Annotated in this window: 25 protein-coding genes; 18 read left to right on the top strand and 7 right to left on the bottom strand. The window is 60.8% G+C overall.

Going from position 1 to position 14515, the window contains the following annotated elements:
- Window positions 1-24: 24 nt before the first annotated feature.
- The 6 genes from ACEOAC_RS08735 to ACEOAC_RS08710 are packed head-to-tail and all read right to left on the bottom strand — an operon-like array spanning window position 25 to window position 3517.
- Window positions 25-456 carry a hypothetical protein gene (locus ACEOAC_RS08735; protein ID WP_413443619.1) on the bottom strand — a complete coding sequence of 144 codons (432 nt, stop codon included), beginning with the start codon at window positions 454-456 and terminating at the stop codon, window positions 25-27.
- On the bottom strand, window positions 453-1565 hold the full coding sequence (locus tag ACEOAC_RS08730) for a hypothetical protein (protein WP_413443620.1): 1113 nt from the start codon (window positions 1563-1565) through the stop codon (window positions 453-455). The genes ACEOAC_RS08735 and ACEOAC_RS08730 overlap by 4 nt, the downstream gene beginning before the upstream one ends.
- Entirely contained in the window at window positions 1562-2587 is a 1026-nt protein-coding gene (locus ACEOAC_RS08725; RefSeq protein WP_413443653.1) for a DNA-methyltransferase, read from the bottom strand. The genes ACEOAC_RS08730 and ACEOAC_RS08725 overlap by 4 nt, the downstream gene beginning before the upstream one ends.
- 44 nt (window positions 2588-2631) lie before the next feature.
- Window positions 2632-2961 (bottom strand): hypothetical protein, encoded by a 330-nt coding sequence (locus tag ACEOAC_RS08720; RefSeq protein ID WP_413443621.1) that lies wholly within the window; start codon window positions 2959-2961, stop codon window positions 2632-2634.
- On the bottom strand, window positions 2958-3272 hold the full coding sequence (locus tag ACEOAC_RS08715) for a CII family transcriptional regulator (RefSeq protein ID WP_413443622.1): 315 nt from the start codon (window positions 3270-3272) through the stop codon (window positions 2958-2960). The genes ACEOAC_RS08720 and ACEOAC_RS08715 overlap by 4 nt, the downstream gene beginning before the upstream one ends.
- Entirely contained in the window at window positions 3269-3517 is a 249-nt protein-coding gene (locus ACEOAC_RS08710) for a helix-turn-helix domain-containing protein (RefSeq protein WP_413443623.1), read from the bottom strand. The genes ACEOAC_RS08715 and ACEOAC_RS08710 overlap by 4 nt, the downstream gene beginning before the upstream one ends.
- A gap of 97 nt (window positions 3518-3614) precedes the next feature.
- On the opposite strand from ACEOAC_RS08710, the gene ACEOAC_RS08705 reads away from it, so the two are divergent.
- The 18 genes from ACEOAC_RS08705 (at window position 3615) to ACEOAC_RS08620 (ending at window position 13875) form a co-directional block, all read left to right on the top strand.
- The gene (locus ACEOAC_RS08705) at window positions 3615-4379 is read left to right on the top strand and encodes a helix-turn-helix transcriptional regulator (protein WP_413628793.1); all 765 of its coding nucleotides are present in this window, start codon (window positions 3615-3617) and stop codon (window positions 4377-4379) included.
- Between the two features lie 48 nt (window positions 4380-4427).
- Window positions 4428-5219: a tetratricopeptide repeat protein gene (locus ACEOAC_RS08700; protein WP_413443625.1), complete on the top strand. Its 792-nt coding sequence runs from the start codon at window positions 4428-4430 to the stop codon at window positions 5217-5219.
- Window positions 5216-5599: a hypothetical protein gene (locus ACEOAC_RS08695; protein ID WP_413443626.1), complete on the top strand. Its 384-nt coding sequence runs from the start codon at window positions 5216-5218 to the stop codon at window positions 5597-5599. Before ACEOAC_RS08700 ends, ACEOAC_RS08695 begins: the two co-directional genes overlap by 4 nt.
- 144 nt (window positions 5600-5743) lie before the next feature.
- Entirely contained in the window at window positions 5744-5977 is a 234-nt protein-coding gene (locus ACEOAC_RS08690) for a hypothetical protein (protein WP_413443627.1), read from the top strand.
- Complete coding sequence (locus ACEOAC_RS08685) at window positions 5977-6330, top strand: hypothetical protein (RefSeq protein ID WP_413443628.1); 354 nt, start codon at window positions 5977-5979, stop codon at window positions 6328-6330. Before ACEOAC_RS08690 ends, ACEOAC_RS08685 begins: the two co-directional genes overlap by 1 nt.
- Window positions 6331-6356: 26 nt before the next feature.
- Window positions 6357-6659, top strand: coding sequence for a hypothetical protein (locus ACEOAC_RS08680; RefSeq protein WP_413443629.1), 303 nt, complete (start codon window positions 6357-6359; stop codon window positions 6657-6659).
- The gene (locus ACEOAC_RS08675) at window positions 6656-6982 is read left to right on the top strand and encodes a hypothetical protein (protein WP_413443630.1); all 327 of its coding nucleotides are present in this window, start codon (window positions 6656-6658) and stop codon (window positions 6980-6982) included. Before ACEOAC_RS08680 ends, ACEOAC_RS08675 begins: the two co-directional genes overlap by 4 nt.
- Window positions 6979-7242 (top strand): hypothetical protein, encoded by a 264-nt coding sequence (locus ACEOAC_RS08670; protein WP_413443631.1) that lies wholly within the window; start codon window positions 6979-6981, stop codon window positions 7240-7242. Before ACEOAC_RS08675 ends, ACEOAC_RS08670 begins: the two co-directional genes overlap by 4 nt.
- Window positions 7239-7370: a hypothetical protein gene (locus ACEOAC_RS08665; RefSeq protein WP_413443632.1), complete on the top strand. Its 132-nt coding sequence runs from the start codon at window positions 7239-7241 to the stop codon at window positions 7368-7370. Before ACEOAC_RS08670 ends, ACEOAC_RS08665 begins: the two co-directional genes overlap by 4 nt.
- Window positions 7367-7630: a hypothetical protein gene (locus ACEOAC_RS08660; protein ID WP_413443633.1), complete on the top strand. Its 264-nt coding sequence runs from the start codon at window positions 7367-7369 to the stop codon at window positions 7628-7630. Before ACEOAC_RS08665 ends, ACEOAC_RS08660 begins: the two co-directional genes overlap by 4 nt.
- A gap of 77 nt (window positions 7631-7707) precedes the next feature.
- A complete protein-coding gene (locus ACEOAC_RS08655; RefSeq protein ID WP_413443634.1) occupies window positions 7708-7902 on the top strand; it encodes a hypothetical protein in 195 nt (64 codons plus the stop codon).
- Entirely contained in the window at window positions 7899-8096 is a 198-nt protein-coding gene (locus tag ACEOAC_RS08650; protein WP_413443635.1) for a hypothetical protein, read from the top strand. The genes ACEOAC_RS08655 and ACEOAC_RS08650 overlap by 4 nt, the downstream gene beginning before the upstream one ends.
- A complete protein-coding gene (locus tag ACEOAC_RS08645) occupies window positions 8093-8896 on the top strand; it encodes a RecB family exonuclease (protein ID WP_413443636.1) in 804 nt (267 codons plus the stop codon). The genes ACEOAC_RS08650 and ACEOAC_RS08645 overlap by 4 nt, the downstream gene beginning before the upstream one ends.
- Before the next feature lie 42 nt (window positions 8897-8938).
- Window positions 8939-10273, top strand: coding sequence for a recombinase RecT (locus ACEOAC_RS08640; RefSeq protein ID WP_413443637.1), 1335 nt, complete (start codon window positions 8939-8941; stop codon window positions 10271-10273).
- Window positions 10274-10275: 2 nt separating this feature from the next.
- Window positions 10276-10905: a 3'-5' exonuclease gene (locus ACEOAC_RS08635; protein WP_413628792.1), complete on the top strand. Its 630-nt coding sequence runs from the start codon at window positions 10276-10278 to the stop codon at window positions 10903-10905.
- Between the two features lie 55 nt (window positions 10906-10960).
- The gene (locus tag ACEOAC_RS08630; RefSeq protein ID WP_413443639.1) at window positions 10961-11293 is read left to right on the top strand and encodes a hypothetical protein; all 333 of its coding nucleotides are present in this window, start codon (window positions 10961-10963) and stop codon (window positions 11291-11293) included.
- Between the two features lie 35 nt (window positions 11294-11328).
- Complete coding sequence (locus tag ACEOAC_RS08625; protein ID WP_413443640.1) at window positions 11329-12021, top strand: hypothetical protein; 693 nt, start codon at window positions 11329-11331, stop codon at window positions 12019-12021.
- A gap of 60 nt (window positions 12022-12081) precedes the next feature.
- Complete coding sequence (locus tag ACEOAC_RS08620) at window positions 12082-13875, top strand: AAA family ATPase (protein WP_413443641.1); 1794 nt, start codon at window positions 12082-12084, stop codon at window positions 13873-13875.
- A 2-nt stretch (window positions 13876-13877) separates the two neighbouring features.
- Here the strand turns inward: ACEOAC_RS08620 and ACEOAC_RS08615 are convergent, their stop codons facing one another.
- Entirely contained in the window at window positions 13878-14507 is a 630-nt protein-coding gene (locus ACEOAC_RS08615; protein WP_413443642.1) for a hypothetical protein, read from the bottom strand.
- Window positions 14508-14515 lie beyond the last annotated feature (8 nt).

Genomic DNA, 14515 nt, shown 5'->3' with positions numbered 1-14515 from the left:
GTTTCTCCTGAGGTTGGTGGTGGGTTACGCGGTGGGCGCAGCGAACTGCACGCGCTGCACGGGGTCATGGACGGCGACCTGCTGGGGTGTCACGGGGAGGCTGGGCTGCATGGAGCCGCGCACGGAGTGGTCGATGAACGTCTCCAGCCGGCGCAGCCAGTTCGTGACGTTGCCGTCGGCCTCCCGGTTGAACAGCAGATCGCTGCGCTGGTTGAGCACGATGTCCTTCTGGATCAGCCGATAGACGCGCTCCCAGCGCTCGGTGCCGTACCAGACGCGGATGCCCCGGCAGACGGTCAGCAGCCACTCCAGGCGCTTGAGCTCCAGGGTGATGCGCGCCCATGAGGTGGCCTCGGTGCCGAAGTGGTAGGTGCAGAACCAACTGCTGCCGCCGTTGGAGGCGGTGGCCGCGCACGGGCAGCCGTAGGCGGAGCACATGCCGGGCGCGGCGCTCATGCTGGCCTCCCGTCAGGTGCAGGCGGCTGACGCTTCAAGCGGTCGATTTCGGCCTGGATTTTGTCCCGCAGTTGGGCGTAGCTCCAGCCCAGGGGAACGGCGATGCCCAGCTCCCGGGCCTTTGCATCGGTGGCCTGGTCGCTCGCCCGCCAGCTGTTGTCGTGCTTCGGTGGGGGCGGATTCAACAGCTCGGCGATGATCGGGGCGAGGTAATTCGGGTGGATGGGCTCGGGCAATGGCTTCCGCTCGCGTGCAGTCTCGATGCCCTGCTCCAGCAGCTGGTCGGTGCACTTCTCGTTCGCGCCCCACTGCAGCGCGAGCGGGTGCTGGGCAGTCATGGGCCTCACGCCAAGCCTGCGCAGCAGGATGGACACGGCCACGGCACGGTCCGGCTGGCCCGAATGGCCTTGCGAAGAGGCAGCGGCGCGTTCGTCGCCCCCGATCCCACCTACGGTTGAATCAACCGCTGCCCCTATTGGTTTTATATTTTCTTTCTGTTTCCTCTCTGTTTCCTCTCTGTTGCGATCGCCACCCGATTCGGGGTGCGATGTTTTCGAGGATCGGGGGGCGATACTTTTTTTATCGGGGTGCGATTCGGGGTGCGATCCCTTCACGATGTTTTTAAGCTGCTTTTTCTTCAGTACATCGGATTGGGGTGCGATCGCCACCAGACGCTCTACGGCATCGATAATCTGCGCTTTGACGGCATCGGTATCGACCTCGATATCCCACCGCTTGGCGTTCCCGGCGCTGCCGGACAGGCTGCTCATCAGCTTGTCAATCCAGGCAGATAGGGCCATTTCAGCCACCACCGGGTGGTAAAGCTTGCCGTCAGAGCACTTGATCCAGCCACGCAGGGCATGCTCCTTCACCTTCTTCCAGACCTTGGACTGGGACAGGTGGTCCAGCATGCGGTCGTTATCCGGCAGGCTGGCGGCGGGGCTCTGGTGCCATGATTCCAGCCAGAGAGCGATTGCAGCGGCGCGCTCATCGCCGGAACCAAGAACCCATGTCTCCGACGTGAGCAGCCTGCGCAAATGAATCGGGACGAATGGATACTTCGTCAGATCGCAGTCGGCCGGCGTGAGGGGTTGAGGTAGGTCTGTCATGCGGCAACCTGTACGTTGGCCAGGAGAGTGGCGTCGGCCTGGATGCGCCGACGCGCCATCTCGGCATATTCGGGGTTCAACTCGATCCCGATGCAATCACGCTGCAGGCGGTCAGCGGCCAGGCCTGTGGTGCCGGCACCGAAGAAAGGATCGAGGACTACACCGCCCAGCGGGCAGCCGGCCTTGATGCAAGTCATCGGGATCTCGAGTGGGAAAGTCGCGAAGTGCGCTTCCTTGAAAGATTGGGTGGCGATGCTCCAGACGCTGCGCTTGTTGCGCACGCTGGGCATGATGGCCATGGCCTGGTCGAAACTGCCGTTGTTCTTGGTGCCGCTGCCAGATTCCGCCAGCTTGCGCACGCGGCCGCGCTGGCGCTGTTCGGCGTCGGTACCGTGGCCCCAGCCGACTCCACGCCCTACCGCCTTCATCGGGCCATTGGTCTTGGCGCCGCCGTTGGCGCGCTCGCTGCCGATTTGGTTCTGCACATCCTGAGACAAGCGCGCATGGGTATTCGGCGATACCGGCTCGGAGATCGCATCCTGGTCGAAGAAATACCGCTTGGACTTCGTGAGCAGGAAAATGTATTCGTGGGACTTGGCGCAGCGGTCGCGCACGCTCTCCGGCATCGGATTGGGCTTGCTCCAGACGATGTCCTGGCGCACCCACCAGCCGGCATCCTGCAGGGCAATGGCCAGCCGGTGCGGCATCATCATCAAGTCCTTGGGCTTCATGCCTGATTCAGCCTTGAGATGCTTCGGCGTGGTATTGGAGTGCTCAGCTTCTTTCGGCCAGCGGGCATCATTTTTGGAGCCTCCGCCACCATGGGAATAGCTGTCACCCATGTTGATCCAGCAGGTGCCATCGGCGCGCAGCACGCGGCGCACCTCTTCGAAGACAGCCACCAGCTTGGCAATGAACTCAGCCGGCGATGCCTCCAGACCGATCTGGCCATCCACGCCATAGTCGCGCAGCGCCCAATACGGAGGCGACGTGACGACGCAATGCACGGATTCGTCCGGCATCTGGCGAAGGATATTGAGCGAGTCACCGATGTGAATGGAAACGCTCACGCCGAAGCCCCCAGCAAATGCCGCATCGACCAAACCATCGGCGGCACGACGGGCCCGGCCAGCTCGGCCGGTACCTGGAAGCGCTCGGCATCAACGTGGTTCACCTTCCGCGCTTCCTCGTTGACCGAGTACAGGAAAGCCTTGTAATGGGTGCGGTCGACCTTGACTGAACCCCAGGCGACCAGGTTGCGCATCACTGACTGGATGCCGCCTTCGGTGGACAGGCCCTTGCCGGTCACGTGCGCAACGATGTCGCCCATGCGGCTGTCGGGGTGCTCTTCCAGGAAGGCAATGACTTCCTCGCGTACCTTGGGGTTCGATCTCACAGCCGGATGTCCTTCTGAATGTCGGCCTCCAGGTACCGAGCGGCCAGGTACTTCAGGCCCGACAGTTCCTTCTGGCTGATGACAACGGAATCGGTAGCGGCGACCTGAAAGCCGATGGCGGCCAGCAGCAGGCAGAACTGGTCCAGGCCGGATTTCAAACGGCTGACCGTGCTCGGGTCGACGTTCATGCAAGTCGCTGCATGCTCCTGCGTGACGTGTGCAAGGCGCGACAAGATGTCGGATTGAATTCGTGCACCGGTCTTGCGGGTAATTTCCGCGAGGTCGGGGGAGACTGTGTCTGCGCTGCTCACGGTTGCACCTGTTCGGGCTGCTGGTGGTCGGCCATGCCCTCGGGCGCCGTGAACATCTCAGAACAGTCCTTAGGCGAGACTTGGCCGTTGGTGGCCTGGTCAATCTGCAGGGCGTAGTCCAAGGTGATCCGGGTCTTGCCGCGAATCCACTGGCTGACCAGCCCTTGAGAGGCAACAGGTGTGAGCTTCTGGCCGAACTCGCCTTGCGAAAGCCCTGCCTGTTTTAGGTAGGAATGAAGTTGCATGCGGCACCTTTTTATAAGCAATGCTCTTATTCTACATTAAGAGCAATGCTTTTCAAGTGTTCGCGCATTTAAAAAGTCTTACTAATAAAATCCGAGCATGAGTAATCGCAGAGCATTGACCCCCGAAGAAGAGCTGGAAGCCGGCCGTTTGCGCACGGCTTGGACGCTGTATAAGGCCAGCAACCCAGGTGCTACCCAGACCTGGTTCGCTGCTGAATCTGGACTTGGTACGCAAGGCGTGGTGAGCCAATACATGCGCGGCATCATTCCGCTGAACCTACCTGCCCTCTTGGCTCTCTGTAAGGTGATTGGCGCCGATCCGAAAGTGATCAGCCCGCGCCTTACAGCCGCCTTGGAAGGAGTAGTGTCAATGGATGAACACGGGGAGACCCCGACCCGCCGAGTGCGCGTCATCAGCGATGAAGATGGCGCGGCCGATCCGCGTTTCCTTCAGATCCGGACGGTTCGCCTTCGCCTGCAGGCTGGGATCAATGGAATTGCTCTGGAAAAGGCCGAGGAGGATGGGCCACCGGTGTACATGCCGGCGGAACTCATCAAGCGCCGGGGCTACCAGGCCAGCGCCCTGATTGCTATCAAGGTCCGGGGCGACAGCATGGAGACCACTTTATTCGAGGGGGATACCGTGGTCATCAATACGCTTGATAAGACCATCGCCGACAACCAGGTCTATGCGGTCAATTACGAGGGAGAAGATGTGGTTAAGCGCCTAGTGAGGGACAACGGAGACTGGTGGCTAACATCCGACAATCCAGACCAGAGGCGCTACCCAAGAAAACTCTGCCGTGGCGCAAGCTGCGTTGTTATTGGAAAAATTGTCTATAAACAGAGCGAAAATATTTGAGCCGCAGCTCCCCATCAGAAACGCGCAATTTAATTAAAAGAAACCTATATGGCAGCCCCGCTACCACAAGAAGAAGCGGCGCAATTCTTTCGAGAATTGCAAGAAATGGACGCATCCGACTCCATAAGGATGGACGGTATTATTGGGATGCGGGTCCGCACTACAAGGTTACTAAACCTGGACAAAATAAATCCGATTCTCGGCTACACTGTCCTCGCATACATTGCTTATTTGTTGGGTGACAGACGGGAATGTATGGCAATGCTCGAGAAAGCTTTCAGCTTTGGAACTGCCGGCAATTTTTGGTACCTTTGTGCATTGAAGTATCATCGTCATATGGGTATGCCGCGAGAAGGCATGAAATTAGCGCGAGAAGTCCTCCGCCTCTTCCCAGACGACCTTGACGCCTTATATCAAGCGGCGATTTTTTCCACAGCCTTTGCGGAAATCAACCTGTCCAAAGCCTTCATGGCACAAATAGATAAGCTTTCGGTCAATGGGAAGCTTGACCGCATAAAGTCCCTTCAAAAGGTCTCTGAGTTGACCTCATCTCGTATCGCCCGTCTCAGGGTGAGCGAAGACTACGTTATTGTCCGTCTGGAAAGTGCGATCGGTGCCGTGCGGAACGCAGGATACGAAATTCGCCGCCTTGATCAGTTGACGCTAAATGATGGGACTTTTATTACTCGACTGTATGTAGATGCGACTATCGAGCAATGTAGCTTTCTGAATTTTACGATCGCAGAAAAATTGATTTCGGAATTCGAGGACAGTGGTATCGATTTGTTCTCAGTTACTTGTCTCCCATTGGACTACTTCGAGACTGAGGCGCCAAATTGAGTGTAACTTTCACTGATTTCTATACTTTCGCAAAAGCGCTGTCCGCATCGAGTGCTGAGATCGAGTTAAGAAACTCCACGAGCCGTGCGTACTACGCCGCTTTTCACCTGGCTCAAACGGTTATGGATCGATGCCCCAGCAACGAGCATCTGGCTATGGGGGCCCATGAGCGCGTAACAGAGCGGTTGCATTTACAAGGTTCTTTATCAGCAAAATCACTCGCCTACGTGCTGGTGAATATGAAACGGCAAAGAAAAATTGCCGATTATGAAATTGCAGACCCTTTCCAGGGTTCGATCGCCCTTGCGCAAATTGGGAGCTTCGAAGCATTTGAGGTCAAAGTCGCTGACTTCGCTAAAAAATACCCACCACTTCCATAGAAACGCTGAATTCGTAGCCTTTCTGTAACTAAAGCCGCCCGTCGGGCGGTATTTTTTCGCTCTAATTATTAGCATTGCTCTTGACATGATAAGAGCAAGGCTTATAATCCGTTCATCAGCACTGCTAATAAACGGAGGCGAGCGATGTCCACCACCCCCACCCAACGCGCGATCACAAATCCAACTAGTAAGACCGACATGGTGAGCGTTCCCCGCGCACAGCTCATTCTGCTGCGCGTTGCGACATTGCAGTACGCAGCTGAATGTAGATCACATGCCCGCGAGGCTACCAATTGCGGTCAGGATGATTTGAAGCAGGCTTGGACAGAAGACGCTAAAAAATTCCAAGCCCTCTACTACGAAACGGAGGGTAAGTAATGTCCACCCCCACCCAACTTCACCCGATCCGCCCGGCCAACCTGAAGGCCGGTGCCGGCCTGCTCGGTGAAAACTACCAGCTCGACGGCCAGACATTCCACCTGTGGGTGACCACCCGCCGCGATGGCTGGCGCGTGATCGGCTACAGCGTCGACGCGGCCACCGTCCCGGGCGACGGTTTCGACCTCTTCCAGATCGCCAGCGATTCGTTCGTCCAGGGCTGCCAGAAGCATGCGGACCGGGTGTTCCACGCCCAGGCCGATGGCGACCGCACGGATGCGCTCGCGATGACACAGCGCCAGGTGCAGGACTACGCGGACTACTGCGCTGAGTTTGGCGTCGGCGCCATCTGATCACCACCAGACATAGGGAAATCACGATGAGTGATCATGAAAAGCTGCTGCGCATCGCCGAGCTGGTGCAAAACGCCGTTCAGCACCGCACTGACCGCGACTGGGCGCTGATGCATCTGGACTTGAGCGAGGCCGCGGAGTTGGCAAAGCAGGTTGCGCCGCTCGGCAGTTCCCCAAGTCAGAAGTCCGCTGAGACGGACAACTGCGCCGGCTTGGCGCAGGCCCTCAAGGATTGCCTGGAGCTGATGCGCCACGACGGCTACAGCCCCGGCACCTCGGCGACCATGGCCGATGCGGAGGCCGCTCTGGCCAAGGCGGGTGCCGCATGAATACCGTGAATATGCCGAGTCAAGGTCGTCTGGTGGTGGACTCCAACACACCCGAGTTGCCTTTCCGCGTCTACAGCGAAACCACCCAGGGAAATATCGGCTTTTTCTTCAGCGCTGCCGATGCCCAGCGTTTTGCGGCCAGCGGCGCACTGCTGGAGGAGCTGGTCCTTGCCGACAAGATCCTGAAGGCGATGCTCAACGCCATGCCCAAGGCTAAAAAATTTGCATTGGCCGAAAAACTGGCGGCTGAAGGGATTTCTCCGGACGGCATGATTCGCTCGCATGAGCGCTCTTTGGCTCTTCGGCGTGCAGGTGCCCAATGAACTCCCACCGCCAAGCCCTCGAGCAGATCATGCGCCAGTGCGCGCAGTCGCGCACCTACACCCGTCGCGTCCAGGTCATCAACGAGATCGCGATGAAGGCCCTGGGCATAACCGCTGGCCAGCGCCATGAAGAGCACCTGTCGATCATGACGCGCATCGGCGATGAGCCGGCCAAGCAGGCCTATCTAGCGCGCCGTGCGCGCGCCGCTGAAAAGGCGGCATCTGCCGGCATCGCCAACACCGAGGGCGATGAAGCATGAACTTCCCCGCCCTTTTCTTCCTGGCCCTGATCCCCGTGATCCAGACCGCTGGTCTGCCCCGTAACGCAACCCTGGCCCTGGTGATGCTCTGCGCCCTGGCGGCCGCCTTCTCTGGAGTGTTCGTATGAACCATCAACATCTGATCGACTGGCGCGCTGGCGTCGATACCGCCAATAAGCCGCGCCCTACCGTCTCCCGTCTGCGCCGCCGCGCCGTTCGCCTGGCCAAGCGTTGCGGCGTTCTGGCGCTGTATGCGGCTGTCATGATGGCTGCCTCTATCTTCACGCTGATTCTGATTCAGGAAGCGCTGCGTGCGCCGCTGACCACCATCGACCCGACCGAGGCGCCTGTCGTTGCGCCGGTGCCGAAGTTCGGCCGGGGTGCGTGATGGCCACCGATAAGACTGGCGGCCCGGCATTCCCTGGGGGCGTTGCGGTAGGTCCGAATGGCGAGGTAGTCCCCGCCATGATGCACGGCGTCCCCGAGGGGATGTCGCTGCGCGACTACTTCGCCGCGCATGCGCCCATCGACCTGGCCTGGGCAAACGAGATCTTCTATCGGCGCATGGGTCGTAACCCGGGATTCATGGAAACGCTGGAGCAGCTTGTCGAGCTGCGCGGTGCTTATGCCGATCTGATGGTGCGGGAGCGTGCGAAATGAAGCACGTCACCGCCCTGACCTATGCCGGCGCCGCCCTGATGATCGGCGTGATCCTGCTCATGACGGATTCCGACCGGCGCGCCGAGGAAGCCGGCCTACTGCAGATGAACCAGCGCCTGGTCCACAAGTTTCCGGCCGCCGAACTGGCCCAACTGGGCGCCCCTATTTCAACTTCCCCGAAGGAACAGCCGTGAGGCAATCCATTATCTCCATCCGCGCCAGCTCGCTGGGCGAACTCTTCGACTGTCCAGCAAGATGGGCCGCCAAGCACATCGATGGCAAGACCTTGCCATCGTCCGGCGCCGCGCTGCTGGGAACCGCCGTGCATGCCGGTACCGCTGTCTATGACTCCAGCCGACTGCCTGGTGGAACGCCGGTGAGCGCCGATGATGCGGCCGGCGCCGTGGTGGACGCTATCCACCATCCGGAACAGGAAGTGGACTGGGACGACGACAAGCCCCAGGAAGCCGAACGCATTGCGCTGGCCCTACATACGCGCTACTGCATGGAGATTGCACCGCATCAGGAATACGCCGGCGTCGAGCTCTCCTGCGAACGGCTTGAGATCGCCGACCTGGGCATCGCCCTGACCGGTACGACCGACCGCGTGCGCAAGACAGCGGACGGCCACGGGATCAGCGACATCAAAACCGGGAAGACCGCTGTCGGCGCCGATGGCGTCGTCAAGACCGCCGGCCATGCTTTCCAACTGGGTGTCTACGAGCTGCTGGCCGAGCACTCCAGCGGCCTGGCCATCACCGCGCCCGCGCAGATCATCGGCCTGAGCACCGGCAAGACCGTTGCCTCGCAGCGGAGCGGTATCGGCGAAGTCAATGGCGCGCGCCAGGCGCTTGTCGGGACCGAAGACTCTCCCGGCGTCCTGCAGCATGCCGCGCGCCTGATCCAGTCCGGTGACTTCTTCGGCAACCCCCGTTCGATGCTCTGCGGCGAGAAGTATTGCCCGAACTTCGGCACCTGCCGTTACCGCCGCTGATCCGGCATCTATCACCCATCTATCCCCCGAAAAGGAGAAAGCATGTCCAGCACCACCATCACCGCCATGCAGCAACAGGCGCAGCGCAAGACCCCGGCCGAGATCAATTCCATGCGTCCCAAGGATCAGATCGCCTATTTCCTGACGCAGAAGAAGGATGACATCGCCAAGATGTTGCCGGCGCACCTGAATGCCGACCGGCTTCTGAAGGTCGCCCAGATCGCGGCCACCACCACCCCGGCACTGCTTGAATGTGACGTCCCTTCGCTCGTCGGCGCCATTGGCCAGTGCGCCCAGATGGGCCTGGAGCCAAACACTGTCCTGGGTCACGCCTATCTCGTTCCCTTCAACACCAAGCGCAAGGACAACAACGGGGGTGAACGCTGGGTGAAATCGGTGCAGGTCATCATCGGCTACAAGGGCCTGATTGACCTGGCCCGCCGTTCCGGCCAGATCGTGAGCATCGCGGCCCACGAGGTCTGCGAGAACGACAAGTTCGAACTGGTCTATGGCATTGACGAGAAGCTCAATCACACGCCGGCCATGGGCGCTCGCGGTGAAGTGGTCGGGTTTTACGCGGTGGCCAAGCTGACTGGTGGCGGCTATGCCTTCGAATTCATGAGCCGGCAGCAGGTCGAGGAAATCCGCGGCAACAGCCAGGCAGCCATGAAGGATGAATGGGTCAATGGCAAGAAAACCGGCAAGCGCATCCCCAAGGATGGACCCTGGTGGGATCACTTTGTCGAGATGGGCCGCAAGACGGTCATCCGGCGTCTCGCCAAATACCTGCCACTGTCGATCGAGTTCCAGCGCGCTGTCGCCATTGACGGCCTGGCAGAAGCTGGCAAGGACCAGGGCATGGGCATCATCGATGGCGATTTCCAGTTCTTGCCCGACGATGCGCCCAACGGCCAGGTTGATCCCGATACCGGCGAGGTGTCTGGCCAGTTGTCCTCGTCCGCGTCGGTGAGCATGCCGCAGGGCACGGGCCGCCGCGATCCTGCTGAGTTCGATGACCAGGGCAAACAGAACTCCCCCGCAAGTCCCCAGCATGAAACTGGGGCAGCCCAAACCGGCACGGCAGCCGGGCCTGCTGGTGAGACCAGCCAGCAGGCAGACCAGGGCCAGCAGCAGGGTGGCGCTGGCCAGACCACAGGCCTCTCTTACGCCAAGGTGCGCGACTCCCTCGAAAAAGCCGGTGATCTGGAGGTGCTGGACGTCGCCGCCGACCTGATCAGCGAAGTGGCCGACCCCGCCCAGCAGGAAGAGCTGCGCGCCTTCTACCGCGAGCGCAAGGAAGCCTTCGCCAATGCGCCGGCCGCCACCGGCACCAGCCGCCGCGCCAAGCCGCAGCAGCAAAACTTCAACGTCGAATAAGGATGACCACCATCATGCGCACCGCTCTCTTCTACGATTCGGAAACCACAGGTTTTCCACTCTTCAAGGAACCTTCCGAGGATCCGCGTCAGCCCCATATCTTCCAGCTGGCCGCTGACCTGGTCGATCTCGACACCCGCCGCACGGTGGCCAGCATGTGCCAGCTGATCAAGCCGGCTGGCTGGGTTATCCCTCCCGACGTCGAGGCCCTGACTGGTGTCAGCACCGAGCGCGCCGCCATGTTCGGCCTGGGCGTCGATGTGGTGTTGGACATGTTCTTCAGCATGTGGGCGATGGCCACGCACGGCCGTATCGCCCACAACGAGCAGTTCGACGCTCGCCTGGTGCGCATCGCCTGCATGCGCCACCGTGATACTGCCTTCGCGGATCACTGGAAGGCAGGCCCTGCTTTCTGCATCTGCACCTCGTCCACCAATATCGTGAACCTGCCGCCCTCCCCGGCCATGGTCAAGGCCGGTCGCAACAACCCGAAGCAGCCGAAGCTCTCCGAGGCCTATGAGTTCTTCACCGGCCAGCCGCTGCAGAACGCGCACGATGCCGGCGCCGATGTGGCCGCCTGCCGTGTCATCTACTTCGCGCTGCAGGACCGCCAGCAGCAGGCTGCTGCCTGATTTACTCGGGCGGCCGAGCCGCCCATCACCTCAAACCTAGGACCGAAGGGACACCATGGACACCACCAACAAAATCGAGATCACAGGCGCAGATCTGGCTGCGATCGTGAAGGCCGCATATAGCCTTTCCCGCCCGCAGGGCATGGGCTTCCTGCAGTTCACACCGGGCGACATGAGCGATGAACGAGCAGCCGAGATCGTCAATTTCCAGCGACGCGATCCGCGTATTCCTCTCAGCCTGGATTACATCGAAGGCCGGGCCGTGAAACTCACTGTGTGGAGCGATACGGAAGATCGCCTGTGGATCAGAAACGAATGGTTCGACCACACGGATGATGACCTGCAGCAGCTGCTCAAGGCTATCGGCAAGGAACCGGCCGCCGCCTGATCGCCCACCACCACCCCGCCACTACGGAGAAAAGAATGTTCCAGCTCGACACCAAGATGGTGCGCATCACCAGCATCGACATCCGCAAGGAAAAGGATGAAAAGGGCGATGAGCACAGCGTTTGCGATATCGGCATCACTGCCCCCATGGAGAACGAGGTCCTCGACCACTTCCACCCGCTCTACCGTTCCTCGTTCTATACCGGTGACGACCAGGCCGACATGGTCAGCGGCACCCGCCTGCCGCACCTGAAGTTCCCCTTCCCGCGCTTCCCGCACAAGGGCTCGCTGGAAGGCTACGTCTTTCTGGCACATATCGGCGCCGGCGGCCCGTCCGAGGTCAAGCTGAATGACTCAGTGATCAACAAGGTGAATTTCCTGCTGCAGGACAAGGGCGCTGTCACCATGGGCTTTGTCGTCCGCGCCCGTACGCACCCGGCGGACGTCGGCAAGTTGTCCGAGCTGCTGGACACCGAGGTGCAGATCAGCCTGGTGCCGCCTGACGAGAAGAAGCAGTTCGAGCTGGAGCAGGCGAAGAAGAACCGCAAGCGCGCTCTGGAAGATCACTTCAGCGCCCAGCCGGCGGCAGCTCCGGATGACGGTGATGGCGATGACCGCACGGGTGATCTGCCCCTGGATGAAGACACTGACAACAATGGCCAGGATCCGGACTTCCGTGAGGTCGATCAGGTCGAGAGCACTGACCAGGTCCAATACCCCGTCGAATAACCCCCCGGCTGGCCGCCCAGTGCGGCCACCGCCCCCCGACAAGAACAAGGACACATCGCGATGAAAATCATCAACCTGCAGGTCGACAATGTGCTGGGCGTACGCACCGTCGATATCAAGCTGACCACGCCTATCGCCCTGATCGCCGGCCGCAACGGATCCGGGAAATCTTCGATCCAGGAAGCTGTGCGCATGGCCATCAGCGGAGAGGTCGTGCGCGCCAAGCTGAAGAAGGAATACCCGGCGTTGGTGCATGCCGGCTCGAAGGCCGGCGGCGTGCTGGTCGGCCTGGATGACGGCCGGAGCTATGCGTTCAACCTGCCCAAGGGCGCGTCCCAGGTCTCGGACGGTCTGCCGACGGGTGCGGCCATCGGCGTGGCCCTGAATGGCCAGCGCTTCGCCGCCATGAAGGATGACGAGCGCCGCAGCTTCCTGCTGGCCGTCGCCGGCAAGGAACTGAGCGGCGAGCAGAAGAAGGCGCGCCTACTGGCCCGCAACCTCGATCCCAAGCTGGTTGAAATGGTGATGCCGGTCCTGCGCACCGGCTTCCCGGCGGGCAAGGACTTCGCCGCCGAAGAGGTGCGGAAGAAGAAAGGCGCCTGGCAGCAGATCACCGGCGCGCACTGGGGCGGGGTGGCCAGCGATGGCTGGGCGGCTGAGAAGCCGACGGTACCGGTCGTGGAGCACACCGCCGAGGATGTGGCCAAGGTGCGCCAGGAGATCGACGGCATCAATGGCCAGATCGGCGAGGCCCGGGCGAAGCACCAGGCGCAGCAGCAGGCCAAGCAGCGCCGCACTGAGCTGCAGGAACTGTCCAAGAAGGCACCGGACATCAGCGGTAACCTGAAGCGCGCCGAGGAGGAGTTGGCCAAGTACGAGCCGGAGGTCGTGGCCATGCGCCAGCGTGCTGTCGGCGGTCGGCCGCTGGGCCTGGTGCATGACCTGGCCTATGCCCTGCACGGCCTGCGCGAGGTATTTCCAGTGCCGTCCACGGGCGAAGACGACGTCCCCTACCAAGTTGCGAACGTGGCTCTGGACGCCTACGAGCATGCCCACGGCGAAATCAAGCCGGCCGGCGAGGCCGACACCGAAGCCCAGAACTCCCTGCCCGAATACGAACGCGGCCTGGAGGTGCTGCAGAACCGCGTGAAGAACCTGAAACGCGATTTCGATGCCGCCACCGGCGCCGACCAGCGCCTGGCCGAGCTGGAAGCGCAGACCGATTTCGAGACCGACCACGCGGCTGGCATCACCGAGCTGGAGCAGCGTGTGTCCACCCTGCGCGCCAGTCTGGCCAAGATGGTCGAAGAGATCGAGCAGCGGGCCGCTGCCCAGCGCGCGCTGGATGCAGCCGATGCCATGACCGAGCAGGCCACCAAGGTGCACGAAGAGGTCAAGGCGTGGCTGGCCGTGGCCGACGCCTGCGCACCGGACGGCATCCCCGGCGAGCTGCTGGAAGAGGCGCTGAAGCCGATCAACTCTGCGCTCACCGCTTCGGCCGCGTTCAGCGGCTGGGCCTCGGTCTACATCGACAAGGAAATGGCGATCACGGCCGGCCAGCGGGCGTACGCCCTGCTCTCCGAGTCGGAGCAGTGGCGCACCGACGCCATGATCGCCCAGGCCGTGGCCCAGGTGACCGGCCTGCGCTTCCTCATGCTGGATCGCTTCGATGTGCTGGACCTGCAGGGTCGCTCGGATGCCATCAACTGGCTGCACGCCCTGGCCGAGGAAGGCCATATCGAGACCGCGCTGGTCTTCGGCACGCTCAAGCAGCTGCCCCACAATCTGCCGCCCACCTTCACCTCGTACTGGATCGCCAATGGCGTGATCGAGGCGCTGCGGGAGGCTGCGTGAGGCTAGGGTTCACCAGGAGTGGTAGCGATCAGCTTGGCGGCTGCTCGCTTGGCAATCTGCAGATCATCCTCCGTCTGCTCGAGCTTTTCCAAAAACTCTTTCCAAAGTGGCGGGAAATTTCGAATGCTATAGAGGCGACTTGCGGTCTGGAAATAATCCAATATCTGAATTCTTGCTCCCAGCGTTCTTGCCAGTCGCAAGGCCAGATCATTTTGAAGACTTGTCAAAGGCATCAACTCTTCGACTGTCCAGAGCGAAAGAGCTTTAAAACTGTCGTATTGGTCCTTTCGCATATGCTCGGCCGTCTCGTCAGTGGTCGCTGCACTCAACAATTGACGGAAGTAAAAAATTTCGGCGTGAAACGTTGCAATTGCGTCGTGAAGTCCTGTGAGCTTCAGCTGCGCGATCTGGATTTCTTGGCGTTGACGAAGGTAGGTTTCTCGGTTTGCCAGAAAGATCGTTCCGATCAACGTACCTACTGTACCTACTGCGCCAATCCATGTTGCGAGATCGCCGCCTTTCTGGTGGCTGTCGACGATATTCGCTGCATCTCGGATCAAAGCCCCTCCAACGGCAATGATTGCCAAGAACAGCATCCCGAAGCCGAGCCAATTCAAGAACCGCTTTTCCATATTACCCC

Origin of the sequence: Herbaspirillum frisingense (genome assembly GCF_047325095.1) — a bacterium.
GTDB lineage: Bacteria > Pseudomonadota > Gammaproteobacteria > Burkholderiales > Burkholderiaceae_D > Herbaspirillum > Herbaspirillum frisingense.
Note: the sequence above shows the minus strand (reverse complement) of the source record. Positions and strands in the feature narration are given on the sequence as shown.